Source organism: Paenibacillus sp. JT22N15 (assembly GCF_059383755.1).
In genome coordinates this window covers 21,013-47,367 of the sequence record NZ_JBXENV010000003.1, presented here as the reverse complement: position 1 = coordinate 47,367, position 26,355 = coordinate 21,013, and the positions used below count along the sequence as shown (strand labels likewise).

Sequence of the window (26,355 nt, the reverse complement as noted above, 5' to 3'; positions counted from 1 at the left end):
CCATAAGTCAATGCCCGGTACATTTTAATACTGGCGAAAAGCAAGCACGGCGTTGACTCCGCCAAAGCCGTAGGAGTTGGACACCGCAGCAGCGGACTTCACCGCACGAGGATTTTTGACGACCAAATCTAGCTGCGCCTCTGGGTCGGGCTCGTCCAAATTCGTAGTTGGCGGCAGCCAGCCATTGCGCAGTGCTAGCAGCGTAATGGCCGCCTCAATAGCGCCTGACGCTCCAAGCGGATGACCGTACAAGCCTTTCGTGCCGCTGACGGCTACCGGATGATTGCCAAACACTTGGCGTATGACCCGCGATTCCGTCACATCATTGAGCAGCGTCGAAGAGCCGTGGGCATTGACATAGTTAATGTCCTGCGGCGCCATATCCGCGCTCGTCAGCGCCTGGCGCAAGGCCCGTGCTGCCTGCGTGCCGCATGGCAGCGGTGCGCTCATATGATGAGCATCGTTAGTCAGTCCGAAGCCTGCCAGCTCGCCATATATTTTCGCCCCTCGCGCCCTTGCATGATGCTCCGCTTCAATAACGAGCACGGCGCTGCCCTCGCCCATGACGAAGCCGTCGCGATTGCGGTCGAATGGCCGGCTTGCCACATCCGGCGATTCATTGCGAGTAGACATCGCCCGCAGCATGTCGAAGGCGCCGAAGGAGAGCGGTGCAAGCGGGGCTTCCGAGCCGCCCGCCATAATGACGTCCGCTTCGCCGCGCCGGATCGCTTGCAGCGCCCGGCCAATGGCGACGGCACCGGACGCGCAGGACATCGCGTTCGTCTCATTTAAGCCTGTCATGCCAAATTCCATGGCAAGATTGCACGAGGCAGCGCCGCCGAAGACGGAAAATCCGAGCGTCGGCGATACGGCCCGGAAGCCGCCATTATGATAGCGGCTGCACTGCTCTTCCGCATAGGCAATGCCGCCCAGTGCGCTGCCCATAAATACGCCCGCCCGATCCGCATCGAAATCAGCGGGATTGAGACCGGCGTCGCGCAGCGCCAGCGCGCCGCTGGAAACGGCAAGCTGCGAATAGCGGTCCATACGATGCGCACGCTTTTTATCCATATAATGCTCCGCCTGAAAATCTGGAATTTGTGCAGCTATTCGGCTGCGCAGCCCTTCCGGTACAAAACGCTCAATTTCCCTCACTGCGCTTTTCCCCCGTACTAGACCTTCCCATAGCTGCTCCACGCCTGCGCCAATCGGCGTTACACAGCCTATTCCCGTTATGACCGCTTTAATCGCATTAGCCATTGCGCCCACCTGCCTCTCTTTGTTGAAAAATGGCTTGCTCTACTGCTTCGTTTGCAAACTGCTCAGCTACCTGCTCTCTTAGTGCCTCCCATTGCAGATCTGTCCATTGCTGGGAATCAGGGTGTTCTTCTTGTATGGCTTGTTTCTTGGCATCCAGCGCGGCTTCGAGCTCGGCCTGCTGCTTCAAGCCTTGCAGCGTTCTCTCCGCAATGGCATAAACGAACCAATTGCCGATAAAACTGGCGAAAAGCCTGCGGCTCCATGGAGGAGCATTCCAGCGATGCACGATCGATACGGAAACCTTCTCGCCAGCCGGTACAATGCGCCATTCCACCTCCATGCCTTTTGTCACACCGCGCACATGGCGGTAGCCAACCATCAGTTCCTCCTCGCTGATAACCATTTCACTTTCCCACCATACCGGCCACTGAAACCGTTTGAACGGCCGAACGGCAGCCATTTTGACGAGCCCACCCCGCTCGCTGCCGCCATAGCGGAACTGGATCTGGCGATAATGTGGAAGCAGTTGCGGCCAATTTTCGATTTTCCGTGCATAGTGGAACGCGGTCAACGGCTCACAGCGCATCGTTACCTCGTTGTAGGTATGCATGTATTTCAGTCCTCCTTGTATGTACATCAATTTACAAGCAACCCTATCTTTACAAGCAATCGCCAATCACTGCTACAAGGCGGCTGCGGGCGGCTGGCAGCGAGCCAAGTCCGCGCAAAGCGGAGTGCCACAGCAGCTCATGCCTGCTCGTCCATTCGATCAGCTTCTGCAGCCGAATAGCTGGAGCGAAGCGGCTTTGCTGAATCGCTGCATAATGAACGAGCGGCGCATCGCTGCCGCTCTCCAGCGCTTGCAGCAGCAGCGGCGCAGCAAGCTCAGCACTGCTAAGCGCGCGGTAAATGCCTTGGCCTGTCAGCGGATCGTAATAACCTGCGGCATCGCCTATGAGCAGCAGCCCTCCTTGCTGCGTTGCCCGCACCCGGCGGTCAAACGGCCCACAAGCGAGCACCTCGCCTGTGCAAGCCGCCCCCTGCAAGCGCTCGGCAAGCTCAGGCAGCTCTCCTGCTTTTCCCAGAAGCCAAGCGCTGCGCCTCTCCTTGCTCGCAACAGAAGCAGCCCTGTTACCCGCTTCAGCAGAATCAGGAGCTTTTCCCCTTGCATTGACTTTGAACGATGCGGCTTCAAGCATCGCAATTTCCGTATCTGTATCTCTATCCGTATCCATATGACCAGCTACTTCCTTAACTGCTCCGCTTTCTTTCAAATCTGCGGCTAAAGCTCCCGCACTCCCGCTCCCTGACAGCTGCGCCAGCGTCAAATTGGCTTCGCCGCCGCCAATCGGCGCCAGCCCAACAACGATGCCGCGCCCGGTGAACAGCTCGACGCGCGGCTGCAGCTCCCGCACACCGCTTACCCGCGCTGTGAACGCTGTTTTGCGCAGCGGGCCGAAGCTGCTCAGCCCCGCGCAGCGAGCCACTGCCGAGCGAATGCCATCCGCGCCAATGACGAGGCGCGCCCGAAATTCCGCTGCGGTCCCCGCTGAGGAATATGCGACGACGCCAGCCACTCGGCCCTTCTCCCAAATAAGGCGCTGCACCCGCATTTGTTCAATGACCTGCGCACCGGCCTCGCAAGCATGCAGCGCAAGCGCATAATCCAGCTTTTCGCGGGCGCAGGCCATTCCGAATTGGCCTGCGGGAAAAGCTGCCAGCAGCTCCGCCTTCCCGCTTGTCAGCCGCCAGCCATGAATGAGCGAATGCTCCATGCTGCTGCGGATCGCTGCAAATTTGCCAGCGGGCAGCACGCGCATAAGCGCGGCGACTGCGCCTGGATTCAGCGACTCGCCGCAGGGTTTGCGCCGCGGGAGCGATTCTCGCTCCAGCAGCAGCACCTTTACACCCGAAGCAGCTAGCAGTGCTGCCAGTACGCTGCCGGCTGGCCCCGCACCGACAATGATAACGTCATGCATGGCATACAAGCGCCAAGCGAAATGGAAAATGCCGATGCACAACAGCGGGAACACCGGCCTGTGCCAGCAGTTCCTTCGCTTCTTTCGCGGTATAGGAGCGCTGGACGGACATTGGCCCATCATGCTTCGTCACCGGGCTGCGCCAGATGAACTTCGCGAGCATCCGTGCGGACAGCAGCGCCAGCTGGTGCCGCTCCAAATCGGTTACGACCCAGCCGACCCGCGCTACCCGGTCGATTTCCCCCAGCATGCGGCTCGCTTCCCCGTCATCCAAATGATGCAGCGCCAAATTGCTAAACACGATGTCAAAGCTGTTATCCTCAAATGGCAGAGCCGTCCCATCCGCTTGCAGTACCTGAATGGCCTTTTGATGAGCGGTGCGTTTCGCCGCAAGCTCCACCATTTTAGGATGGATATCGACGCCGACAATTTCGACTGCCATACCGCGCTTGCTGCACCATTTCTCTAAAGCCATCGGAATATCCGCTAGCCCTGTCGCCACATCGAGCAGCTTTATTTTCACCCTATCGCCTTGCACAGAACCAGGCCCTGACCCGGTCCATCCCCTCTGTTTTCCTTGCGAATTCTGCGCTGCTCCTTGCTCTAGTCCTGTTCTTTGCTCCAGTACTGCTCTTTGCTCTAGCCCCGCCCCTTGCCCAAATTTCAACTCCAGCTCCTGTGCCCGCCGCGCGATAGCCGTCTGTCTGAGCAGCCGCTCCAGATGCTTGAACAGCACCGGATTGCCGCCCAAATAACGATTGACCTGCCATACCTCGGAGAGACTCCTCTCCAGCTCCTCCAACTCCACCTCTTCCTCGTCGAGCTTTTCTTTCGCATACAGCCGCTTCATAACTGCCACCTCCTGCTTTGCTGTCCTTATTGTTATTGTTTTCCACCTTTTTTATCCACCCATATTTATTTCATTTTTTTACCTGATGGAATAAGGCAGCTGTCTTCGCAACCTCCAGCCTCCCGTTGCGTCTAATAGAGTAGAGAAACTAGAGGAGAGTGATAGAACGATTATGAAATTCAAAATGAGAAAGCTGACCGCTTTGCTGGTGCTGCTTATGCTGAGCCAGGCTTTTGCTGCGGGAAGCAGCATGGCCGCGAGCTCCGCGACGAAGTACCGGGTGTATCAGAACGATGCGTCGCTCAAGGAGTTTGCAACCGAGAAGCAGGCGATTGCCTATGCCCAGAGCTTTGCCTACAGCCATGTCGAGCAAATAGCGAGCCGGGTGTGGGTATGGGACAATTTCCCGAGGTATAAGGTATATCAAGGCGGCGCCTCCAATCCTAAATGGGAGTATCGCACCTACGAGCAAGCACAGGCCGCAGCGAAGCAGCTAGGTCAAGTACATATTCGAGATTTGCAGCAGCCGGGCTGGGTGTACGAATCTTATGCCAAATTCCAGCTCTATCAGGGCGAAAATACGAAAAGCAGCTGGGGCTTTGCTACTCTTGCAGCCGCTAAGAAGGAAGCTGCCAATTGGGGCAATGCCCATATTATTAAACGTTCCACGAATGAGTGGGTATGGGACAATGTGACGGCGGCGCAAAAGAAAGAGCAGCGTGCAGGCAAAGCCGTGTACACGATCACGAAGGATGGCGGGCAAATTTCCGGCACCAAAACATACGCTTACCTCTATGACGCTGTTCAAGCAGCAGCTAAGCAAGAGGGCAGTGAAGTAACCAATACTGCGAAAGGCAAGGTCGTTTTCTCAAATGTACGCAGCTATGAAGTACAGCAAAGCGGCAAAACCGTAAAAGCTTTTATTAGTATGGAAGCCGCGATACCCTTTGCCAAAAAATATGCAGGCGCCGATGTCGTATACAATAACGTCGTCTGGTGGACCAACAAGCCTTATTTATCCGTTTATCAAAACGATAAAATCATTAAAAGCGTACACACCAAAGAATCCGCCGTCACACTCGCCAAAAGCTACGCGAACGCCACCGTTCGTAACGCGGATGGACGAGTATTATGGAGCAATGTCACAAAGCTGATTTATATGGGCTGGAATGGCTCTTCGAACAGCCAGACGATTTTGGGGCATGTTGCGGGGACACAAGGGCTCGATATTGATTCACCGACTTGGTTCGAGCTAGGCGATGCGAGTGGCAAGCTGAACGATATGTCCGATGCGGCGACGGCCAGTACCTTGAAGGCGCAGGGCATTCTCGTCATGCCGCTCCTGCACAACCAGTTTGATAAAAAGATGACGAGTGCCTTTCTTGCCAATTCGGCAGCTCAGTCTGCTTTCATTAACAGCCTTGTCACCAAGCTTGCGGCCCTTCGCGTCTATGGACTCAATATTGATTTTGAAGAGGTAGCTGGAGCAGACCGGGCAAGCTATACCGCTTTTGTTAAAGCACTCACGAAAGCTGTTCATGCCAAAGGCATAAAAGTATCGATCGACCTGCCGCGCGGCAGCGCCAGCTGGAATCAGGCAACGGCGTATGACCACACTGCACTGTCAGGCATTGTCGATACGATTATTATTATGGCTTATGACGAGCACTGGAGCACAGGCCCGGAAGCGGGCTCCGTATCCAGCTTGGCTTGGGCTGAAGAGGGAGTTAAACAGTTTCTGGATTACGGCATTCCCCGCAAAAAGCTGATGCTCGGCATTCCTTTCTACGTTCGCGAGTGGAAGCTGGACAACTCGGGTGCCCTCATCAGTAATCGTGCGATTTATATGAAGGAAGTGCCGCAGCTCATTAAAGATACGAACGCTGTAGCTACGCCGGATGTAGCATCCGGTCAAACGAAATACACATATGTAAAAGATGGTTTCACCTACGTATTCTGGGCAGAGACCGCTTCAACCGTGCAAGCCCGCATCAATATGGCGAAAAAATATGATCTCGCAGGTGTTGCAGCGTGGCGCCTTGGCTACGAAAGCGCCGATTTGTGGACGATGATGCTGCGTTTGAAATAATTTGTTTTTTTTACTTAATTATTGAGAAAGGTCAAGCTACGGGCTAATAGTCCCTTGGCTTGACCTTTTTTTATGAAAACTGTATTAGTTTGGCTACACTTAAATCCTTGAAGCTGCTGGCCTATCATACTATACTACTCATCACATACTACCTCTACATGAGAATCCTATAACATCTTATATACATAAGCAGGAGAAGCCGCCCTCCAATTAGTTGGAGGGCGGCTTCTCGAGTACGGTTTTATATTAACCGTTCTAGGCTTCTCTTGATATCCTGACCGAATTCAACAAGAAACTATACTTGAATGAGAGCCTTCACAACACGTTTTACGGCATCATTGGCCGCTTCCTCGATCGAAGAGCTGTTTACAGCAACATCGATTGGCAAAAAGGCTTGGCCGATTATTTCTTGCGCAATGGCTTGATCGTTGTCGTTCGCAGAACCGGCCAGTACCAATGCAATAAGTCCCGCATCATTTAGCAATGTCGCATAACCCGCGATTTGCCGCACAGATTCTCCTAAGCTGTTATCGATTAGCATCGTATGATAGCCTCTCGCTACCAACCGTTTCTCGATTCCCTTCGCAAGAGCCAAGTTGCCCGAAACTGATCCAGGAAGCCAAAGCGTTAATGGCTGCTGTCCTTTTTGCTGGGCACGAACATCTCTTGTGATTTCCGTATCGATCTGGCCCGCACTATCAGAGCTTTGAAGAGCTTCGTCAATGACGCCGCAAGCGGATGTCATATTCGTTACACGATCGATGAGAATAAATCCACCGATGCTTTTATTTTTTTCAAACGCATCAAAAACAATACCATCCGATAATGAAATTTCACATTTAGCCACTTCATTCTTAACCACATGATCGGCTGTAACTGTATTGCCTGTATTAATATCAATTTTGTAATTAATCGCCGTCACAGTACCAGGAAGAACCTTTGTACCTACCTTCACCAGAGCATTTTTTCCCGGCGTCAGGACAGAATCATCCATCCAAAGAATCGTGGCGCTAAAGCTGTCGGCCTCTTGGAGCTGATTGTCCTTCGTAAATACACAACCTCGTGAAACGTCGACTTCCCGATCTAATTGAATTGTGACAGGTTGTCCGGCATGAGCCGAATTTCTGTCTTGGTCTGTTACAAAGATTCGTTTAACCTTCGCCTTCTCACGGCTAGGCAGAGTTGTCAGTTCATCGCCAACTGCGATGCTGCCGGCTTCAATCTGACCTTGGAATCCGCGGAATGTGTGGTCTGGCCTGCATACCCGCTGAATGGGCATCATAAACGGCTTCACGTCATCATTCGAATGAACATCAACACCCTCCAAATAGGGTAGCAAAGGAAGACCCTTGTACCAAGGCGTATTCGGCGATTTCTTCGTAATGTTATCCCCTTCTGTTGCAGAAACAGGGATCACCTGAATGCTTTCAAACTGGAATTCAGCGGAGATGCGAGAGAAGTCTTCTTTGATTTCATCAAAAATCTTCGTATCAAAATCCACCAAATCCATTTTGTTTACCGCCAACACCAGATGCTTAATCCCCATGAGGGCGCAAATCCGGGTATGGCGCTTCGTTTGAGTAATAATCCCTTTCGTTGCGTCCACCAGAATAATGGCAAGATCCGCAAAAGATGCGCCTACGGCCATGTTGCGTGTATATTCTTCGTGCCCCGGCGTGTCCGCTACTATGAACGAACGGTGATCCGTCGTAAAATACCGATAAGCGACATCAATCGTAATCCCTTGCTCACGTTCGGCTATCAGCCCGTCAAGAAGCAAGGAGTAGTCAATTTTGCCGCCGCGGCTGCCCAGCCTGCTGTCCAGCTCCAATGCTCTCTCCTGGTCGGCGAACAAAAGCTTAGCCTCATAAAGCATATGTCCAATCAATGTGGATTTGCCGTCATCCACACTGCCACAAGTAATAAATTTAAGCAGACTCTTCATCTTAGAAATAGCCCTCCCGTTTACGTCTTTCCATGCTTCCCGCTTCTTCCTGGTCGATCACCCTTGTTGTCCGTTCGGATGATACCGCACCAAGTGTTTCTTCAATAATAGCATCCAGCGTGTCCGCATCTGACTGGGCGCCGCCAGTCAGCGGATAGCAGCCTAATGTGCGAAATCTCATCTTCATCATTTCAATCTTCTCACCCGGCTCGAGCTTCATCCGCTCATCATCCGCCATGATGATCTGTCCATCGCGATTAACGACAGGCCTTTCTTTCGCTAAATAGAGCGGAACAATATCAATGTTCTCTCTGCGAATGTATTGCCAAATATCTTTTTCTGTCCAGTTGGAAATCGGGAATACGCGGATGCTTTCACCCTTATTAATTCTTGTGTTGAAAAGCTTCCACATTTCCGGCCGCTGGTTTTTCGGATCCCAGGCATGATTTTTATTACGGAATGAGAAAATCCGCTCCTTCGCACGTGACTTTTCCTCATCACGTCTTCCACCGCCAAAAGCAGCTGTAAATCCGTATTTGTCTAGGCCCTGCTTCAGGGCTTGGGTTTTCATAATATCCGTATAGGCGGAGCCATGATCGAAGGGGTTGATCCCTTGCTCAATCCCTTCCTGATTGGAGTGAACAAGCATGTTGATTCCGAATTCTTTCGCCTTGCGGTCGCGGAATTCAATCATCTCTTTGAATTTCCACGTTGTATCAATATGCATGAAAGGAAACGGCGGCTTCTCCGGATAAAATGCTTTCAGCGCCAAATGCAGCATCACGGAGCTATCCTTACCGATCGAGTACAGCATCACGGGATTTTCACTTTCCGCCGCTACTTCTCGAATAATATAAATCGCCTCAGCCTCGAGTTGATCCAGATGTGTCATTGCATCTATGGAATCAAGCATCAATTTGTCCATGAAAAAAGTGCCTCCCTTTAATCCTTACTAAATCTATAGACTATAATATATATCGTATCAGATTTTCACTTTTATGCAAAGTGGAATAAAGTGAATTCTTTTATTTTTTTAATCCATCCGTTTTCATCAAAAAGCACAATGGAACTACACACAATTGGATTGGATAATTCCATTTTAGAAAAAATGTAGGGATGATGTGCATCAAGCTATGATTTGCCGCGAATTATTGAAAGCTCTCGCTCGCTTTGAAGACGTAATTTTTTTGCACCTTACTTAACCACCTGCTCAAACGCCAGCCTCCCCAGCGGCAGCTCCATGAATTTCGCATAAGCTTCTGCACGCTGTTCAATGCCCTCCTTAAATTCATCAAGAGGCTCGAAGGGATGAATGACGACATCGACTCCCTTCTTCTTAACGGTTCGTTTCCAAGTGCCTACGACTTGTCCATTAACCACAACCATCGGCAGAAAAACGCCATTATTGCCAGGAACAATCCGCTGAGCAATTTCAGGCTTCAACACGGCGCTGCGTTCCTTGTAACCTAAAATATATTCATCAAAGCCCGGCAGCAAATAAACGGCAGAAGCTTTGTCTTCCTGCTTCTCCTCCTTCGAAGGCCTCTTTTCCCCCTGCTCTGTCCAAGCACCATCTGTCTGCTTTACCATCCAATAGTCGCTGCCGTCGATTCGCTCCCTATCCAGCTGGCCTTTTATGGCTTCCAGTCCTTCCCTTGCATCGCCAAGCGTCATCCCTGACCACCAGGCAAAATCATGAACGGTAGCAGGGCCATGAGCGGTAAAATAGCGCAAAGCGAGCTTGGCAAGCGCATGTTCACGCGTCAATTGCTGCGCATCTGGTACCCATTCATCAAGCAAAACGAACGTTTGCTGCTTGCCGCTTATCGGTCCAAAGCAAATCAGCCCTTTATAGGCGCTATGCCATAAAATGTGATAACCCCGCTGGCTGTCCGTGCGTATGCCCGCCCGCTCCAATTGCTCTAGCAGTTCTCCGCGCGAAACCTGTACTCCCCCTTGCAGCCTGTTGCGAATCAAGCTTTCGCTGCGCGCAAGCGTAGCATCATCTAACTCCAGCTGCTCTCTCCGCCGTCTTGACTGCTGAAGCAAACGCGGGGCAGCAAGGGACAACCGCCATAATACATCCTCTGTTGGCACAAAATGAATCGTTCCGCGCTGCGTCCAGGTCAGTACCATCTCGCGGTCCTTAATGCTCTGCTCCACCTTGGACAATGTCGCCCCAGGCGAGCGCAGGCCAATCGCCCACATGGCCTGCATATAATCCTGGGCCTGCACTGCACCGAGCTGCCCTACTACCTGTTTAGGCGACCAATTGCTTTCAGCTGATGCGATTCCTTGATTTTGCAGCCGAAGCCCTGCTATCCTGTTTATATTCATCCGGCACCCCTCTTGCACAAAATGCGTGCATTTCTGCTTCCATTTTACCACAGGGTACGAACGGTGTTTCAGCTTGACTGAAACACGCTCATGCTTTTACGGATAAAAATGTTACAATTTTGATACATTTTCTACATATTTCGAAACAAGTACCCGTTATAATTCGTCATAGGGATCACATGAGGAGGCGTTTTTGAACATGAGGATGAAAAGGACAGGACAAGCTTTGACGGTTCTGCTGCTGCTGTTTGCCTTTGGCTGCACTGGCGCGCAGGAAACCGTATCGCCTATAGCGAGCCAATTGCCAGCGAATAATGCGAATACCGATGCTGCTGGGGAAGCGGGGGATACCGCCGTGCAGGAAACGTCAGGTACGGTTGACGATTTGCTTGTCGTAGCGAACCCTACGGCAGCCTTCGTGCTCGTAAATAAGCAATACAGCTTGCCAGAAGGCTACGAGCCGCAGGATTTGGTATATCCCGATGTAGCGTTCACCTTCACTGAGAAAATCGACAAGCGCATGCTGCGCAAGGAAGCGGCTGACGCTTTGGAGCAATTATTCGCCGGAGCATCTGGTGATGGCATTCAACTCGCTGGCGTTTCCGGCTACCGTTCTTATGATCGCCAGAAAACGCTGTTCGACAATTATGTGAAAAAAGATGGCGAAGAAGCCGCTCGCATGTACAGCGCTGTTCCAGGCACGAGTGAGCATCAGACCGGCCTTGCAATTGATGTTACGGGAGCGGATGGCAAATGTGCTGCGGAGGATTGTTTTGCGGGTACGCCTGAAGCAGGCTGGCTCGCTGATCATGCCTGGGAGTATGGCTACATTATTCGTTATCCCGAAGGGAAAGACAGCTTGACCGGCTACAAATATGAGCCTTGGCACATCCGCTACGTCGGCAAGGAGCTGGCTAAAGAGCTGAACGAGCGCGAAATTACGCTCGATGAATACTACAATGCGGTTCCGGTATCCGGGAAACGTTAATGAACATACAAAAAAAGCGGCCAAGCGGCCGCTTTTTTTGTATGCTCCCCCCTCAAATTCTCTCAAATATACTGCTCGTCCGTTGCCAGAATGGAATCCAGCAGCCCTGGAAAACATAAGTCCAGATTATCCCGACGAATCGAATAATAATGCTGCTTGCCTTCAATTCGCGGCTGAATGATTCCTCCTTCGCGCAGTATTTTGACATGATGCGACAACGTCGATTTGGACAGATGCTCGACCTCGAAAGAAGAACAGTTTTTCTCTCCTGTCCGAGCCAAACATAAAACAATTTTAAGCCGCACAGGGTCGCTCAGCGCGTGAAGCACCGTTGTGAGCTTCATTTCATTGGCTTCTGGTACTCTCATCGTTCTCATACTGCCCAACGTACCATATCCTGTGGGATGTTTCAATGCCCGATTTTCAAACTATTCCTTGCATTATTTCAGCGGGATGTGCTAAGCTGTCATCCGTTCGATAAAGCCCTGTCTCTTTCCTCTTGGGAAACGACAGGGCTGATTCGTTTAGGGCTGCTTTTGTGCTTTTTTTAATTGCCTCCTTTTAAAAATCTTTCCCTTGGGCAACATATAATCGCAACGGAATTAATGAATGAAAGGAGCCGCAAACGCATGCTGCTCGTTTATGCTGTCGCCCTACTGCTTGGAGGATTATTCGCGGTGAATGCCGTATTCGCTTATCAAAGCAAGCATATTGATCCCGTTTTCTGGGCCACGATTTGGTACCAGTTCAAGCTGCTGCCCGTCATTTTTGCTGCAAATGTCATGATTGGCTTCGGCGTCAAATTTATGTATAAAGGGTTTGGCAATTTGACCTTCGCCCTCACCTTGTCGAAAGGCATTGAAATTTTGGTCTGTGTCATCATTGGCATGATGTTTTTGCGGGAAATGCCCAATTGGAAAACGATCGTCGGGCTCGCCGTCGTCGTGCTTGGCTTCTGGATTACGAAGCTCAAATGAGTACTTTCTCTCCCAAGCATTACACGAGGAAAAAGCAAACAGCCTAAAGCCGCCCCCTTGCAGAAGGCATCAGCTTTAGACTGTTTCATTTATTATTCCATCATTATTCTTTCATAATTTCTTCATTCTGTACGCTGCTCTCGCTAATCAATTCGAATGCGGTACGGATTTTCTCAATGTAAGCAGCATCATTGCCGGTACACATAAAGCGAACGCTGCCGCTTCGTACGCCGCCTACCATGCCAACACGGCTTAGCAGCGCCATAAGACGTTTTACCGTTCCCACATTGCCATCTATAATTTGAATGTGCGGCGGCAATATTTCGCGGAGCAGCCCTTTGTAGAAAGGATAATGGGTACAACCCAGCACAATCATGCCATAACGGTCCAAATCATAGTCAGCAAGCTTGGAGCGGAAATAGTCGCTCATAATGCTTTTGTCAAACTGCAGCTCCTCACAATAATGGACGAGCTCTGGAAGGGGCAAGGAATCTACTATCCCCTCATCGTCCACACGTGAGACAAGGGCATAATATTTTGGCTGCTGAAGCGTCAACGGTGTCGCGAACACCAGCACCCTCTTCCCTGTCTTGCGGTTCATCTCAACGGCTGGTTTGACTGCCGGCTCCATACCGACAATAGGAAAAGAGTACATCGTTCGCAGCTCGGCAACAGCAATACTAGTGGCCGTATTGCAAGCTACAACCAGCGCATCCATCCCCTCGCCAACCATCGTCTCAACGGCCTCCAAAATATAGGCTCTGACTTCTTCCTTCGACTTCGTTCCATAGGGGACGTGCAAATTATCAGCCATAAAAAGATAATCCTGGGCAGGAAGCATTTGAATCGCCGTTGCCATGACGGTTAGACCTCCAATGCCCGAATCCAAAAATCCGATTTTCATTTTTATCGATCCTTAACTTATGTAATAAATACTAATACAAGCATAGCGCGATAGTTGGTTATAGGCAAGAGCAGCCAAGAAGATAATGCGCAGCTTTTCATGATGTAGCTTATAAATTTTTTCCATAAAAAGGACCAACCAGAAGTTTCTGATTGGCCTTTCTTTCCTATTCTATTTCATTGTACTTCTATTCTATTAATATACGCCTACCGCATTATAAGCTTGTTTAACCGATGCTACTTGCGTAGAAGTTGCGCCGTACAGCTCTGTTGCCGATTGGATGACTGCTGCACGCGTAGCGGAGAAATTAGAGAAGGTCGACAAATAGTACACCAGCGCATTGTAGTAAATTTGTACCGCTTGCTCCCTGCCGATACCCGTAACACTCACCCCACTGAACGTTCCGCCTTGTGCAAGCAAATAAAACGCCTTATTGTTAATGCCGCTATTGATATGCACGCCGGCATTGTCAGCGGAACCCGTATAGCGGTTGCTGTAATGTGCGGGCTGATTATACAAAGTCGGATCAGCAAGCGAGCGAATCGCATCGCCTGAAATGTTTGGCGTGTATACATCATCCCCGATCAGCCAGTTATCCCCTTCAATGGAATTGCCGATAATATCGGAGATCGATTCGTTAATAGCTCCCGACTCGCCGTAATACTCCAAATTAGCCGTATATTCGGTTACGCCATGCGTGAACTCATGACCAACTACATCCAAATCGCCAGACAACGGCTTAAAGGTTACGCCATCGCCATCGCCGTACACCATTTGTACGCCATTCCAGAAGGCATTGTTATAGTTCGTATAATAATGTACGGTGGAACGGAGCTGAAGACCATTGTTGTTCAAGCTGTTGCGGCCAAATTTCTGCCAATAATAATCATAGGTTTTTGCTGCATAAGCATGAGCGTCAACAGCAGCCCCATCCGTCCAAATGTTCGTTGATCGGGAGAAGAGCGTCCCCGGTAGCGAGATTCCATTATTTGCATTGTAGGTTGCAATGCCACCCCCGCGCGTTGCATCGTACAGCTGATAAGAGGAACCCACGAGCCTCGTTTCAAACGTTTTGCTATCGCCGTTCACACCTGTTCCCGAACCTGTTATTTCATGTAAAATATTATATTTAAACAATACGCTGCCTGTCTCTGCCGCGATAAAATATCTAACCCGCAGCGGCTCAGGCTCCAGCACGTTCACTTCTGTAATATAAGACAGCACCGGTTCGCCATCCTGCACAAAATAATATAATTCTGCTTTAGGAGTCGTTTGCGGCTCGCCAAGCGTTCCATACTCCTGCGATACATCAGCCTCGGCAGCGGCAATCGCATCTGCTTCGCTAATCGGAATGACCGGAGCGATCGTTTGCGGAAGCTTGTCCTGCACATTTTCAACAACGCTTCCAAGCAGTGAAGTCACTTGCCCCTCACTGTCAACATGAAGCGTTTGATCGGCACCATATACAGGAATGCCTGATGCATATTGGCTCAGCCTAAAATGGATCGTTCCCGTTGAACTATTGGTCTGCTGTTCTACAATACGGAAATGATCACGAATATTGCCCTCTTCGCCAACATTTAATTGGTCTCTTACACTTTCCAAATAGCCCCATACCTTTTCCTCAGGCGATACAGCTAAAGGAGCTACCCAATCAGGCGCCGTAATGAAAATTTGCGAGGAATCAGCGAAAAAATCACTTGAATCGTTATTTTCTTCCGCTGCGACAATCGAAGCGAATGAACCAAACACGAGCATACCTGCAACAATAGAAGCTACTTTCTTTTTCATAAAAATACACTCCTCCAATATGAATACTAGGTTATAAGCGCGAGCGAATTCCTGTTGATTGTTCATTCAGGCGGATGCCAAAGCTGTTATCTGGGATGAGAGACGATTGCGACGGACCGTTTACCTTTTTTTGCTGGCAGTCTAGTTAAAACCTATCACCCACCTAATAAGGAAATATTTGCAAACCCTTGGAGCTGATTTCATATTACTACGAGAGTCTATCATTTGTGAAGCTTTTTTTGAGATTTTTGGAAATTTCTTCTAACCTTCTATGTTAGATTACGCTAATTCATTTGCTCTTTGTCTCCCATAATCATGGCGTTTACTAAATCTATTCTTGTTTAATGGCAGTCTAGTTTAGTAGCAAGCTAATATAAAATAATATAAATAAAAAATAATTATCCCAAAAAAGGATTTTGGAAAACTTTGACGAATGTTGAAAGGTATAGAGAGACTATATAACTATAGATGGGAGTCCTATTCTTGCAAACACCGCCTAGAAGACCAGGAACGACGACCTATAGACCTGGGCAACCCTCGGCAGCGCGACCTACCAGTGCCCAAACAGGGCGGCCAGTTGCCAATCCGCGAGTTGCTGCCGGACAAGCAACTGCAGCAGCACGTCAAGCCGCTCCTCCAGCTGCTGGGCAACCCGCACCACAGGCTGCACCAGCAGCGAACAAGAATCAGCCAAAAAATAGGCTGGCCTTAGCGATTATATCGCTTATTTTTGGCATTATCAGCGTATTGCTGTGCGTTGGAGGCTTGTTTAGTTTTATCGGAACGGCACTAAATCCCTATGCCAGTGATACAGCTGGAATGGCAAGCGTCATAATTTCTGCTATTCTCATTTTCATTTTCAGCCTGCTCGGATTTATATTCGGTTTGGCCTCCAAACGTTCCTCCAGCGGCAAAGGCATGGCGATTGCAGGCATTATTTTATCCGCTCCTCCACTGTTTCTGACGGTGCTTGGCGTAGGTGGCTTTATTTTTGCTGCGATATTCGCAATGTACTAAGATAACACTTGGCAGTACTTCTCTTGAAATAAAACAAGCCTTCGCGTTCCATATGGAATGCAAAGGCTTGTTTTATTTATTGAGCTCGCTATAAATCCTTTAAGCTGCTATTGCTTCAAAATCCCCGGCAGCAATTCAATACCTCCAGGTGAACGGCGAGCCCAACGCTCGACGTTCTTTTGTTCACTTGCAATCCTATTGATCCTTAGCGCTTATGCCAGCATCTTACCTTTAGGCTCTATGCAGCTTAGTTAACCTGCTCATGAAGCCTGCTTGGCAGCGGATTGTGCATTAGGAATGCTTTGCCTGCCTGGGCCTGCAACGAAGGCCGCCACAATGCCAAGAACAGCGAAGACAATACTTAGCATAAATCCATGGTTTATCGCGGTTCCCAAAGAATCACGCACGAAAGCAACAATATCTTGCGGAACATTGCCGGCCCCTCGCACAAGTTGCTCTGGATTCGCCAGCGTCGCAATCTGATCCTGTGGAATATGGTGCTCAGCCGCTCCATCCGACAGCAGCGTCTTCAAGTTATTGTTGACTATGGTCGCCATGATTGATGCGCCGAGAACGCCGCCAATGCTGCGCCAGAAACCAACGATGGACGAGCTAATACCGATGTATTTGCGTTCCACGCTTGCCGCCATAGCTGTCTGTGACATGCTCATCAAAGGGCCGATAGCTCCGAGCCCAAGCAGTATCATAAGACCCATCATATACCACTTGGAAGCATCATGGCTAACCGTACTGAGCAAGTAGCTGACGATAACTCCCGCTGTCATTGTGAAAGCAATAAGCGTTCGATAAGCAAATTTGGATTGCAAAAAGCCAAACAAAACCGCTCCGGATATTAACGAAACCATCATCGGAGTCAACAAAGCGTTGGAGTTTTCCTGCCCTAATACGGCAGTTGAGAAAATCGGCAAATAAGCAATGGCCGAAAACATAATCGCTCCCTGACAGAGACAGGCGAGACATAGCCCGACGACCATCCGATTTTTGAACAAAACTAATGGCAATATCGGCTCCTCTGCACGCAGCTCAACGGATATAAACAGCATGCCCACGATAATTGACACCGCAAACAGCGATAAAATTTGCCAAGACGTCCAGGCGTAGTCCTTCCCACCCCACTCCAAAGCGAGCATCAAGGAGAAGGTGCAAATAATGAGGAAAGCCGTACCTAAATAATCGATTTTTGGCTTTCGCTCCGAACGGGATTCCTTGAGGGCAAAGAGCAATACAAGGAAGGACAAGATCCCAATCGGAACATTGACGTAAAAGCACCATCTCCAGCCCCACGCCTCTGATAACAGCGTCCCGATTTGCGGTCCTGCAACTGAAGACAAGCCGAAGATACCTGCAAAAACGCCGGCCATTTTGGAAGCTTGCTTCGGATCGGCAAATACCGTGTAAATGATCGTAAAGCTGATCGGCAGCAGCGCTCCCGCACCAATTCCTTGAATAGCACGGAACACGATTAGTTGGGTAATATCCTGCGCCATGCCGCATAAGGCTGAACCAAGGAGGAATATCGATATGCCAATGAGATAAAATAGTTTGCGGCCAAATAAATCGGACATTTTGCCAAAAACGAGCATCATGCTCGTTGAAGCGAGCATATAGGCGGTAAATACCCAGCTGACCTGCTCAAATCCGCCAATGTCTTTAATAATATGGCTCAGTGCCGCAGAGGTAATCGTGTTGTCGAGAGACGACATTAGCAGGCCGAGTGCCATTGCCAATACGATCAGCCCTGTTTTTTCCTTGTTCATGTTAACCCCTTCTCCTTATAATTGAGCTTTCAGCTTTTGCAATCCTTCTACTAAAATTCGATGGGAGCTCTCCTGATTGGCAATACCGATTGTGATACACAGCTCTTGGGTGGCATTCATGTTGGGTTTCCAATTTGCATAATCAGCCGTTAATTGTGCAATCTCTTCCTCCTGTTTGGCGATCGTTTTCTCCAGCCATTGAATCACTTGCTCCTGATCTGCCCATTTTCCAAAAACGAGCCTCACCATAAAATCGGATTTCGTTTCCACAGCCTGGATATCGCTTTTTAAATACAGCATAAACTGTTCCCGGCCCGCTTCCGTAATCGTATACACATTTTTATTTGGCTTGCCATCCTGCAATATGCTCTCCTTCGTAATTAATCCCTGCTTCTCCATCTTGCCGAGCGTCGGATAAATCGTCCCATAGCTGGCATTGTAAAAATACGAAAACAGCGTTTCAAATTTGTGCTTGATTTCGTAGCCCGAACAATTTTCATCCATTAAAATTCCTAAAATCACATCTTGGCTGTTCAAAAAATTCCCCACCTTCTTTGCAAATCTCTTTACGCAAGTTTATATTAACATAAAGTATATATCAGTTCAACATATGAATTTTAATCATATATCGATGAACAATATGAACAGTAGTCAAGCAGCTTCATGGCTAAATTCGTTATGCATTCAGCAGTCAGCCTTAAATTACAAAGCGGGAATCAGAGAGCCCGTACCTAATCGCTCATCCTTCCATTTGTTTCTTTTCCGCTAACCCCCTATAATCGAAAGAACGAGATGGATGAGGAAAGTAGGGAAATACAGATGAACCTGTCATCACTGCTCCCGGCTATTGAGCCGCTGGACTTAAGGAGCTGCCTGGTGTCTTATAATGGCAAGCTTATTATCGAGCATTACCGAAATGATCGTACGAGAGAAGAAATTGCAAAAGTTAATTCCTGTACAAAAAGCGTCGTTTCTGCCCTGATTTGTATCGCGATGGACAAGCAGCTGCTGCCAGAGGCATCGACGCCAGCCGCTTTATTTTTCCCCCAGCTTGCCGAAGATTCTGACCCGCGAAAACAAACGATTACGCTGGAGCATCTATTGACGATGTCTGCCGGCTTCAACTGGACGGAGTTCGGCGGACAAAACTCCTTCCCCCGCATGACGCAAACGTCAAACTGGATTCAATTTGCCTTGGAGCAGCCGTTATCGGATGAGCCTGGCTCGCGCATGGAATACAACTCCGGCATCTCACAAATGCTGTCTGCCATTCTCGTACAAGCAAGCGAGATGACCACTGCTGCATTTGCCGAACGCTACCTGTTCCAGCCGCTAGGCATTTCCCAATATGAATGGGAGCATGATCCGCAGGGCATTCATACAGGCGGCTTTGGACTGCGGCTGCTTCCAGCCGATATGCTGAAGCTGGGCCAGCTGTATTTGCAGCAAGGTACATGGAATGGGCAGCAGCTTATCCCCCAAACTTTAATAGAGCGCTCCGTCTATCCTGCAATAGCCGCTGAATCTCCTCGCCCTGGCCAGTACGGCTGGCATTGGTGGGTCGATTCTTTTGCTGCAAGTTCGGAATCCGCTTCGCCTTCTGCTTTCGATTTTTATTATGCTTTAGGCTTCGGCGGACAGACGATTACCGTCATCCCCCGCCTCAATATCGTCGCAGTCGTCACCAATGACAGGCTAAAAAGAGGCAAGCCTCCCGCAGATGTTTTCCGTCATCACATTGCCCCGCTGCTCGCGCAGCAATAATTTAAAAATCAAGACAACTCCCCTGCGGGCGTTGTCTTTTTATGTCGTATAGTTTTCCAGGCGGCAAGCCATACTGGTAAATGTAAGAAACCAGGACATGGAAACTAGGTGAACGCACATGACAACCGAGAATAGCCATACGGGGACAAGCACCCAGGAAACGATGCCAACCGTACCACAAAGTGGTCAATCAGGCAGTGGCGATGGGAAGCATCCGCTCACCTCCATACTGGAGGATAATCTTCGTTATCTGGAATCTGTCTTTGACCGCAGCTCCGACATCATCTTTATGCATTGGCATTACGGTCCCGATATGTTGCATAAAGCATGCTCGATCTATTACAGCTCGCTTATTCAAGACGATACCATTAACTATATGAAAATATCGCTGCAGGATCTTGTAACGCATGAGGTCGGACCTGGAATGGAAGCTGGCATTGAGGACGTCCGCTTTTTTTTCGAGAATCATGGCCCTTCCGGTAAAAAAGTACAGCTCGTAAACGATTTAGATGCTGTCGTAGACGGTATTTCCAGCGGACAGCTGCTGATTTTATTCGACGGCTGGAATCAGGCACTCAGCTTTAAAGCCCAGTCCGTTGAGACAAGACAGGTCAATGAGCCCGTCAATGAATCGGTCGTGCAAGGGCCGCGGGAAAGCACCGTTGAAAACTTGCAGAAAAATTTAGGACTGCTGCGGCTGCGGCTGAAGACGCCAAAATTCAAAATTGAGCTAATGAGCGGTGGCGGCGATACCAACACAACCGTCGCCTTCGGATATTTGGAAGGCAAAGTGGATACTGAGATGCTCGCCGAGTTTAAGAAGCGAATGGAGCTCATTAAGACGGTAGATGTTTTGGAAACGTCCTATATTGAGCAGCTTATTGAAGATTCCAGCTACTCCCCCTTTCCTCAGCATCGTTATACAGAAAGAACCGATATGGCTGTAGCCGGTTTGCTAAAGGGAAAAATCGTCGTGCTGGTGCAGGGAACAGGCGGCATGCTGCTTTGTCCCGGGTTGTTCACCGAGTTTTTCCAATCGAGCGAGGATTATTACCAACGGACGATCATCTCTACGATGATTCGCTGGCTGCGCATTCTCGCTTTTATTATCGCCTTATCGCTGCCAAGCATTTATATTGCGCTATCTACCTTTCATCCTGAGCTGATTCCTACCGTGCTTCTATTAGCAGTATTGAATGCACGCGAGGGTCTGCCGCTGCCAGCCTTTTTCGAAGCGCTGCTGATGGAGTTCTTTTTTGAGCTTATGCGTGAGGCAGGCGTTCGCTTGCCCCGGACTGTCGGCTCCGCTGTGAGCATCGTTGGAGCCCTTGTCATTGGAGATGCCGCGATTAGTGCAGGAATTGCATCACCGATTATGGTTATCGTGGTGGCGCTGACGGGTATCGCCTCCTTCTCTATTCCGCAATATGGCATCGCGATTGCGCTCCGTATTTTGCGGTTTCCGCTCATGCTTTGCGCTGCGCTGCTCGGGGGCTTCGGCATGATGATTTGCTTCTTGTTCATTTTGCTGCATCTGTGCAAGCTTAGGTCGCTTGGTCAGCCTTATATGGCTCCGCTCGCTCCTTTTCGGCTGGTCGAGCTTCGAGATGTCATTATGAGAATCTCGCTCAAAAAGCTGCTGCGCAAGCCGCAAAATTTGCATAAGCATTAAGAAGCTCAAAAAATCAAAGAGATGGGATCTGTATGAAAAAACAAACCGGCATTTTACTGATTGCCTCTCTATTCATGAGTTTCATGCTGCTAACGGGCTGCTGGAGCAAATACGAGCTGACCGAGCGCGGTTTTGTGATGGGCGTTGCCCTCGACGAAACGAAGGACGGAAAAATCGAAATGCTCACCCAAATTTATCGTCCCGCCTCCGTAGAAACCGGCAAATCCGCAACCACGCAAACGTCCAGCGTAAGCATTCATACGCAAGATGATACCGTAATGGAGGCGATACGCGATATTCCGATCCATTTGGGCCGTAAAGCCCAATGGAGCCATACGCGAGTCATTATCGTCGGTGAGAAGCTGGCGAGAAATCAGGATCTCGGAAAAACACTCGATATTTTTTATCGTGACCATGAACCGCGCAGCAGCGTCAAGCTGCTTATATCCAAAGGACCCGCTCACAAGCTGCTCGAGAAGCAGCCGCTCATTGAGCAGACGACAGCGCAGCAAATTCTTCGAACAGAAGAGTTCTCCTATCTCAATGCGGCGAAAACAATGGACACCTCCCTGCTCGATTTGCTTCTTCAACAGGAAAGCGCGCATCCAGACACGGTAATCTCCTATGTTTACAGAAATTCTAATCCGGAGCAGACGTTGTCCACAGCGGGGCTTGCCTTAATCAAGAACGGAAAAATGAAGAAGGTAATGCCTCCCGATAAGGTAGAGGGGCTGCTCGCTTTACGAAATGAATACCATTCCGGTGTGCTGGAGATTCCTTGCGAAGGCATGAAGGGCGAGAAAGAAACAGCGGAAGTGCTGGCTCTGCGTACAGCAAGCAAAGTAACAATGAAGGATGGAAATCCCTTAGTCAGCTACCGCATTAAAGGGGAGCTAGCCATTACAGAGCTAAAATGCACAGCTATTGTTACCAAAAAGGATGAGCAAGCCTTCCTCGAAAAATTTAGCGCTGCTCTATTGAGACAAACTTCAGCGACGTTAAAATTTTTGCAAAAAAATAAGCTGGAGGTTATCGGCATCGGCAACCAGATTTACCGCCAGAGCCCGGGGGCGTGGCACAAGCTTCAGCCAGACTGGGATGAGCGCTTTGCGGAGCTGCCGATTGATGTGAAGGTAGAGTTTAAACTCGTTACGGGCGGGACGATGAACAGCAAACCTGCATCGTAGCAAGGCGGGAAGGATGATGTTGATGTGGGAGCGGGCACTGATTGCTACGGTTTTATTCGGGGGCATGCTGCTGTATGACAGCCTCACTCTACGCGGGAAGATGAAAGGCCCCGCAGTTTGGCTCTATTCATTTATTACAGCGGCATGCCTGTATATGAGTATAGATTATGTCTTGAACAAAGACTGGTTCGATTATTTCGACGTCGTTGAGCAGCTATTGGGCGGGCCTGCCAAACAGATTAGCAGCATGCTGGGGGTGAAAGGCTAGGTTGGGCGAGGAAAGGAGCAGAATCAGCTTGAATAAACAAAAGGTCAGTTCTTTTCAAATGGGCGTGCTTTTATTCGTATTCTTGACCGGCTCCTCGATTATTTTTGTGCCTGGCCCGCTGATTGGAAAAGCAGGTGCCGCCGCTTGGCTTTCCCTGCTGCTGTCTGGAGCGATCGGGTTTGGCATCCTAATGATGCTGCTGTATTTAAATCGCCGATTTCCCGGCCAGGATTACATTGATTACAGCCGCAAGATGATTGGCAACGTACTGACGGTGCTGTTAGGGCTGCTGACTATCTCGTATTTATTGCAAATGCAGGCAGCTATTGTTGTAGGCGTAGGCCAGTTCATGATTGGGGCGATGATGAGGGAAACACCGATGTACGCCTTTACTTCCCTTATTTTTATCATTTCTGCTGTGACGGCCCGCGCAGGAATAGAAGTGATTGCACGAATGTTCACTCTGATTATGCTATTAACATCCTTTTTCATTTTCATCGTACTGCTGTTTGCGATCCCTGAATACCGTCCTGAGCAGCTGCTTCCGCTGCTGCCTAAAGGACTGACGCCTGTAGCGGCTGGAGCCTATTATACGTTCGGCTTCCCGTTCTCCGAAGTATTTTTATTCGGCATGCTGCTGCCCTTCGCCGCAGGGCACAAGCTGAACAAGAAGCTGATGACGACGATGTCCATCTCCTTCGCAGCCAGCTTGCTAGTACTCTGCGCTGTGACGGTGTGCGCATTAATGGTATTCGGTCCGGTTGCAGGGGCGGGGCCCTATATGCTGTTTTCCGTAGCCCGGCTTATTGAATTTCAGGAAATAATCCAACGCATTGAGTCCGTTATCGGCATGTCGCTCATTCTCGGCTCTTATATGAAAGCTACGCTTTCCCTCTATGTGCTCAGCCTCTTTATGGCCAAGCTTTGCGGCATAAAGGACAACAATGTCATCATTATGCCGCTGGCACTGGCGGGTTTTCTGATGGGGCTTGTCACTTATGACAGCAACACCCAGTGGGCTCGCATTGTCACAGAAATTCATCCGATATGGACGGGGCTGGTGCTGTTCGTTCCGCTGCTTGTGGTAATGGTTGTAGCAATGTTTCGCCCGACTAAGGCTTAGAGGAACGCAAAACTTCTTTGATATAACCCGCCAGCTCACTGGCTGCTTTCGCATGGGCTAATCTGCCGGGATGCTGTCTTGCGCCTAATGTGTCATCCGTCGTATTGGGAAGCTGAAAAATGGATACCTGCTTATCCCCTGTTTGCATCCGATAAGCATTTACAGCACGGTAGATAGCCGGCATCATCGGTTGACCCAGCATGCCGTAGGCCCATATGATAGGGGCATTTGGGTTATATTTTCTAATTTTGATTAGAAAGCTCACCGCTGCCTCCTCAATTGCCGCTAAATCCTCTTCGTCATACGTGCCATCAGCCTTTAACCGCTGTTTGTAAGCTTTTCCAGTAGCTGTATCTACCCATTCCGGAGAATGAAAAGCGCCGTCATCATTCGTTCCCAAATTCACGACGACGACATCCGGCTGCCAGGAGTCAAAATCATTTTTTTCGTGCGCGCCTAAAGCTTTATTGTTCTCCCCGGTAAGAAGACCGCAAACCTGTTCGTAATAATCAGGAAGATTGGCATGCGGGTTGTTATCCCAGCTCGTAAGTACGCCCCATCCGCTTTGTGAAAGGACACGGTAGTCAGCATTCAGCGCTTCCGCTGTCATCGCCGTATAATTGTCAATGGCGCTAAACCACATCGGAATCCAGTCCGTCTCCGCTTTCGCTCCGATGGTCCCTTCTCCAGAAGTAATGCTGTCGCCTATAAATTCGATGCGATAGGGTTTGGCTGCAATCGGTGTAAATTCACCGTCAAACTTCACAGCGTGAATCTGCAGGAGGCAGCCGGGATCTGCGCTCATCGCCTGTACATCCTTGACGATACGGACGTTTTTAATAGCCGCCTTATTCATGCCTCTAAAAATACAAACCCAGTACCTGCCCGCCGATAACATTTGCCTGCCGACCAGCACACCGTTGATCAGAATGCTGATCCAAGGCTCATACTGGTCGTAATTCACCTCGACTTCAACCCAAAGCTCAGACCCTTGCGCATTTAATTCCACCGAGCTTCCCGTCCAAAATAACGTTAACGGATCAAGTTGGCCAGTCGTCCGGCCATGAACCTTAAGATGAGCGATTTCGGATAACGGATGTACCATTAAGCGATCCTCTTGTTGCATCGCACACTCCTCCTCATTTTTATAAACTTTTTCGTAGATATCAATTTGATTATTGTGATTGTCCAACCCATCGCTGATTTTATGAAACCCATTCTTATTCCAAAATAATGCCCCGTTATGGTTGCCATGCTGAACACAAAGTCTGACTTTGTCTATACGCTGTGCTGCCCATTCTTCTTCTAACAATTTCAATGCAAGCGTTCCAATTCCTGCCCTTTCATGGTCCTTATGAATAATAAGCAGTCCAATCCACGGATGATGATCATTAGGATTTTGCGGAAGGTAAGTCATGATGCCAACGCATTCGTTATTTTCAGTTAAGTGAAACATTTTTTCGCCATGTTCGAGATTTTTCTTGTTTTCTTCCCTAATCTCTTCGTCCGTTTGGAGTCGTTTACCAAGGACTAAGAGATTAAACAGAGGCTGTGAATTCATAATCGCCTTTTGAATGTTTATACTTTCTGTCGAGAGCGGATCAGATACTAACTTTAAGTGAATCAGCTTCTACACCTTCTTTAGCTTAAAATAGAGCATATTCTCACGCTAGATTTTCCCATTTCGCCCACATCTCAGGCGGGTTCAATTCGTAAATTTCGTTTTCTCTGAACATAAATTGGTGCATGATAAATTCCCTGCGTATGGTGGCGAAATCTTCATGATAGCTTTTAATGAACGCATTGATTTCCTTTTCGCTGTACTTTCGTCCTGACTCTAGTTGAGATACCAAGTGCTCCAATACGATCAGCTTTTTCTTTAGCTGCGCGGGTACGTGCTTCAATTTATTGTCCATTGTGAAAAAGTTTTTAACAACAGACTGCTGAAGCCGCTTGTTTTTGTCATCCTCCAAAATATCCGTACCTCCTTTTACTTTTGTGTTTTTGTAAATTAACTCCGCAGCAGCAGTGGCACTACTTTTGATGAAGTAGTGATTTAAAGAAAAGAAGATCGTGTTTTTATCTCTTCGCTCATTAATCAAGCTTGCTTCCCGCAGCTTTGCAGCATGATGGGTTATCGTAGCTGGAGAGACACCTAGCTTTTCTGCTAAAACCTGGCCATTAAGCTCTCCTTCCGATAGCAAAATTAATAGTTTGATCCTGGTTGGATCTGCAAGCGCTTTATGGTAAGCGACTACTTTGTCCAATTGCATCTACTTCCACCTCCAGACCGAATGTCAGACGCGTCTTATTTAGCTCATATCTAATTTAATAATTATCTAATTAGATGATATCCTAATTAGATTCACAAAGTCAACAGACTAGGACATTTATGTGAATCTTTTAGGCGGCCTGTTTTGCTTTCA

At 49.1% G+C, this 26,355-nt stretch carries 23 protein-coding genes and 1 pseudogene; 9 read left to right on the top strand and 15 right to left on the bottom strand.

Annotated features, from left to right (window positions below):
• Positions 1-24: 24 nt before the first annotated feature.
• The 4 genes from AC50X8_RS06325 to AC50X8_RS06310 are packed head-to-tail and all read right to left on the bottom strand — an operon-like array spanning position 25 to position 4,089.
• Entirely contained in the window at positions 25-1,260 is a 1,236-nt protein-coding gene (locus tag AC50X8_RS06325) for a beta-ketoacyl-[acyl-carrier-protein] synthase family protein (RefSeq protein ID WP_494879093.1), read from the bottom strand.
• Complete coding sequence (locus tag AC50X8_RS06320) at positions 1,253-1,870, bottom strand: SRPBCC family protein (protein ID WP_494879092.1); 618 nt, start codon at positions 1,868-1,870, stop codon at positions 1,253-1,255. The genes AC50X8_RS06325 and AC50X8_RS06320 overlap by 8 nt, the downstream gene beginning before the upstream one ends.
• 49 nt (positions 1,871-1,919) lie before the next feature.
• Positions 1,920-3,239: an FAD-dependent monooxygenase gene (locus AC50X8_RS06315; protein ID WP_494879091.1), complete on the bottom strand. Its 1,320-nt coding sequence runs from the start codon at positions 3,237-3,239 to the stop codon at positions 1,920-1,922.
• Positions 3,232-4,089 (bottom strand): methyltransferase domain-containing protein, encoded by an 858-nt coding sequence (locus tag AC50X8_RS06310; protein WP_494879090.1) that lies wholly within the window; start codon positions 4,087-4,089, stop codon positions 3,232-3,234. Before AC50X8_RS06310 ends, AC50X8_RS06315 begins: the two co-directional genes overlap by 8 nt.
• Positions 4,090-4,261: 172 nt before the next feature.
• Here AC50X8_RS06310 and AC50X8_RS06305 point away from each other — a divergent pair, with 172 nt between their 5' ends.
• Complete coding sequence (locus AC50X8_RS06305; protein ID WP_494879089.1) at positions 4,262-6,178, top strand: glycosyl hydrolase family 18 protein; 1,917 nt, start codon at positions 4,262-4,264, stop codon at positions 6,176-6,178.
• Positions 6,179-6,473: 295 nt separating this feature from the next.
• Here the strand turns inward: AC50X8_RS06305 and AC50X8_RS06300 are convergent, their stop codons facing one another.
• From AC50X8_RS06300 to AC50X8_RS06290, 3 genes are all read right to left on the bottom strand, one after another.
• Complete coding sequence (locus AC50X8_RS06300) at positions 6,474-8,123, bottom strand: GTP-binding protein (RefSeq protein ID WP_494859807.1); 1,650 nt, start codon at positions 8,121-8,123, stop codon at positions 6,474-6,476.
• Between the two features lies 1 nt (position 8,124).
• Positions 8,125-9,048, bottom strand: coding sequence for a sulfate adenylyltransferase subunit CysD (gene cysD / locus AC50X8_RS06295; protein WP_268795390.1), 924 nt, complete (start codon positions 9,046-9,048; stop codon positions 8,125-8,127).
• Positions 9,049-9,317: 269 nt separating this feature from the next.
• A complete protein-coding gene (locus tag AC50X8_RS06290; RefSeq protein WP_056028192.1) occupies positions 9,318-10,460 on the bottom strand; it encodes a winged helix DNA-binding domain-containing protein in 1,143 nt (380 codons plus the stop codon).
• A gap of 199 nt (positions 10,461-10,659) precedes the next feature.
• On the opposite strand from AC50X8_RS06290, the gene AC50X8_RS06285 reads away from it, so the two are divergent.
• On the top strand, positions 10,660-11,448 hold the full coding sequence (locus AC50X8_RS06285; protein ID WP_494879088.1) for a M15 family metallopeptidase: 789 nt from the start codon (positions 10,660-10,662) through the stop codon (positions 11,446-11,448).
• A 62-nt stretch (positions 11,449-11,510) separates the two neighbouring features.
• On the opposite strand, the gene AC50X8_RS06280 is transcribed toward AC50X8_RS06285, so the two are convergent.
• Positions 11,511-11,825 (bottom strand): ArsR/SmtB family transcription factor, encoded by a 315-nt coding sequence (locus AC50X8_RS06280; protein ID WP_056032582.1) that lies wholly within the window; start codon positions 11,823-11,825, stop codon positions 11,511-11,513.
• 228 nt (positions 11,826-12,053) lie between these two features.
• Between AC50X8_RS06280 and AC50X8_RS06275 the strand changes: the two genes are divergently transcribed.
• Positions 12,054-12,425, top strand: coding sequence for a hypothetical protein (locus AC50X8_RS06275; protein ID WP_494879087.1), 372 nt, complete (start codon positions 12,054-12,056; stop codon positions 12,423-12,425).
• A gap of 103 nt (positions 12,426-12,528) precedes the next feature.
• Here the strand turns inward: AC50X8_RS06275 and murI are convergent, their stop codons facing one another.
• Both murI and AC50X8_RS06265 read right to left on the bottom strand, forming a co-directional pair.
• Complete coding sequence (murI, locus tag AC50X8_RS06270; RefSeq protein ID WP_056028214.1) at positions 12,529-13,329, bottom strand: glutamate racemase; 801 nt, start codon at positions 13,327-13,329, stop codon at positions 12,529-12,531.
• A 195-nt stretch (positions 13,330-13,524) separates the two neighbouring features.
• A complete protein-coding gene (locus tag AC50X8_RS06265) occupies positions 13,525-15,120 on the bottom strand; it encodes a M4 family metallopeptidase (protein WP_056028217.1) in 1,596 nt (531 codons plus the stop codon).
• Positions 15,121-15,603: 483 nt separating this feature from the next.
• Here AC50X8_RS06265 and AC50X8_RS06260 point away from each other — a divergent pair, with 483 nt between their 5' ends.
• Positions 15,604-16,137: an Asp23/Gls24 family envelope stress response protein gene (locus tag AC50X8_RS06260; RefSeq protein ID WP_056028220.1), complete on the top strand. Its 534-nt coding sequence runs from the start codon at positions 15,604-15,606 to the stop codon at positions 16,135-16,137.
• Between the two features lie 260 nt (positions 16,138-16,397).
• Here AC50X8_RS06260 and AC50X8_RS06255 read toward each other — a convergent pair whose 3' ends face one another.
• Both AC50X8_RS06255 and AC50X8_RS06250 read right to left on the bottom strand, forming a co-directional pair.
• Positions 16,398-17,915: a DHA2 family efflux MFS transporter permease subunit gene (locus AC50X8_RS06255; protein ID WP_494879086.1), complete on the bottom strand. Its 1,518-nt coding sequence runs from the start codon at positions 17,913-17,915 to the stop codon at positions 16,398-16,400.
• A gap of 15 nt (positions 17,916-17,930) precedes the next feature.
• The gene (locus AC50X8_RS06250; RefSeq protein WP_081418542.1) at positions 17,931-18,452 is read right to left on the bottom strand and encodes a PadR family transcriptional regulator; all 522 of its coding nucleotides are present in this window, start codon (positions 18,450-18,452) and stop codon (positions 17,931-17,933) included.
• Between the two features lie 282 nt (positions 18,453-18,734).
• On the opposite strand from AC50X8_RS06250, the gene AC50X8_RS06245 reads away from it, so the two are divergent.
• The 5 genes from AC50X8_RS06245 (at position 18,735) to AC50X8_RS06225 (ending at position 23,929) form a co-directional block, all read left to right on the top strand.
• Positions 18,735-19,679 carry a serine hydrolase domain-containing protein gene (locus AC50X8_RS06245; protein WP_494879085.1) on the top strand — a complete coding sequence of 315 codons (945 nt, stop codon included), beginning with the start codon at positions 18,735-18,737 and terminating at the stop codon, positions 19,677-19,679.
• A 118-nt stretch (positions 19,680-19,797) separates the two neighbouring features.
• A complete protein-coding gene (locus tag AC50X8_RS06240) occupies positions 19,798-21,351 on the top strand; it encodes a spore germination protein (RefSeq protein ID WP_235532996.1) in 1,554 nt (517 codons plus the stop codon).
• Between the two features lie 32 nt (positions 21,352-21,383).
• Positions 21,384-22,538 carry a Ger(x)C family spore germination protein gene (locus tag AC50X8_RS06235; protein WP_494879084.1) on the top strand — a complete coding sequence of 385 codons (1,155 nt, stop codon included), beginning with the start codon at positions 21,384-21,386 and terminating at the stop codon, positions 22,536-22,538.
• Between the two features lie 13 nt (positions 22,539-22,551).
• Positions 22,552-22,806: a hypothetical protein gene (locus AC50X8_RS06230; protein WP_155972681.1), complete on the top strand. Its 255-nt coding sequence runs from the start codon at positions 22,552-22,554 to the stop codon at positions 22,804-22,806.
• Positions 22,807-22,834: 28 nt separating this feature from the next.
• A complete protein-coding gene (locus AC50X8_RS06225; protein ID WP_494859792.1) occupies positions 22,835-23,929 on the top strand; it encodes a GerAB/ArcD/ProY family transporter in 1,095 nt (364 codons plus the stop codon).
• Here AC50X8_RS06225 and AC50X8_RS06220 read toward each other — a convergent pair.
• The 3 genes and pseudogenes from AC50X8_RS06220 to AC50X8_RS06210 all read right to left on the bottom strand — a co-directional run bounded on the left by AC50X8_RS06220 (position 23,919) and on the right by AC50X8_RS06210 (position 26,202).
• Entirely contained in the window at positions 23,919-25,055 is a 1,137-nt protein-coding gene (locus AC50X8_RS06220; protein ID WP_494879312.1) for an SGNH/GDSL hydrolase family protein, read from the bottom strand. The two genes, AC50X8_RS06225 and AC50X8_RS06220, sit on opposite strands and share 11 nt — an antisense overlap.
• 81 nt (positions 25,056-25,136) lie before the next feature.
• Positions 25,137-25,490: pseudogene (locus AC50X8_RS06215) on the bottom strand (GNAT family N-acetyltransferase); the annotation flags it as partial.
• Between the two features lie 103 nt (positions 25,491-25,593).
• A complete protein-coding gene (locus tag AC50X8_RS06210) occupies positions 25,594-26,202 on the bottom strand; it encodes a DUF2087 domain-containing protein (protein ID WP_494879083.1) in 609 nt (202 codons plus the stop codon).
• Positions 26,203-26,355: the final 153 nt, after the last annotated feature.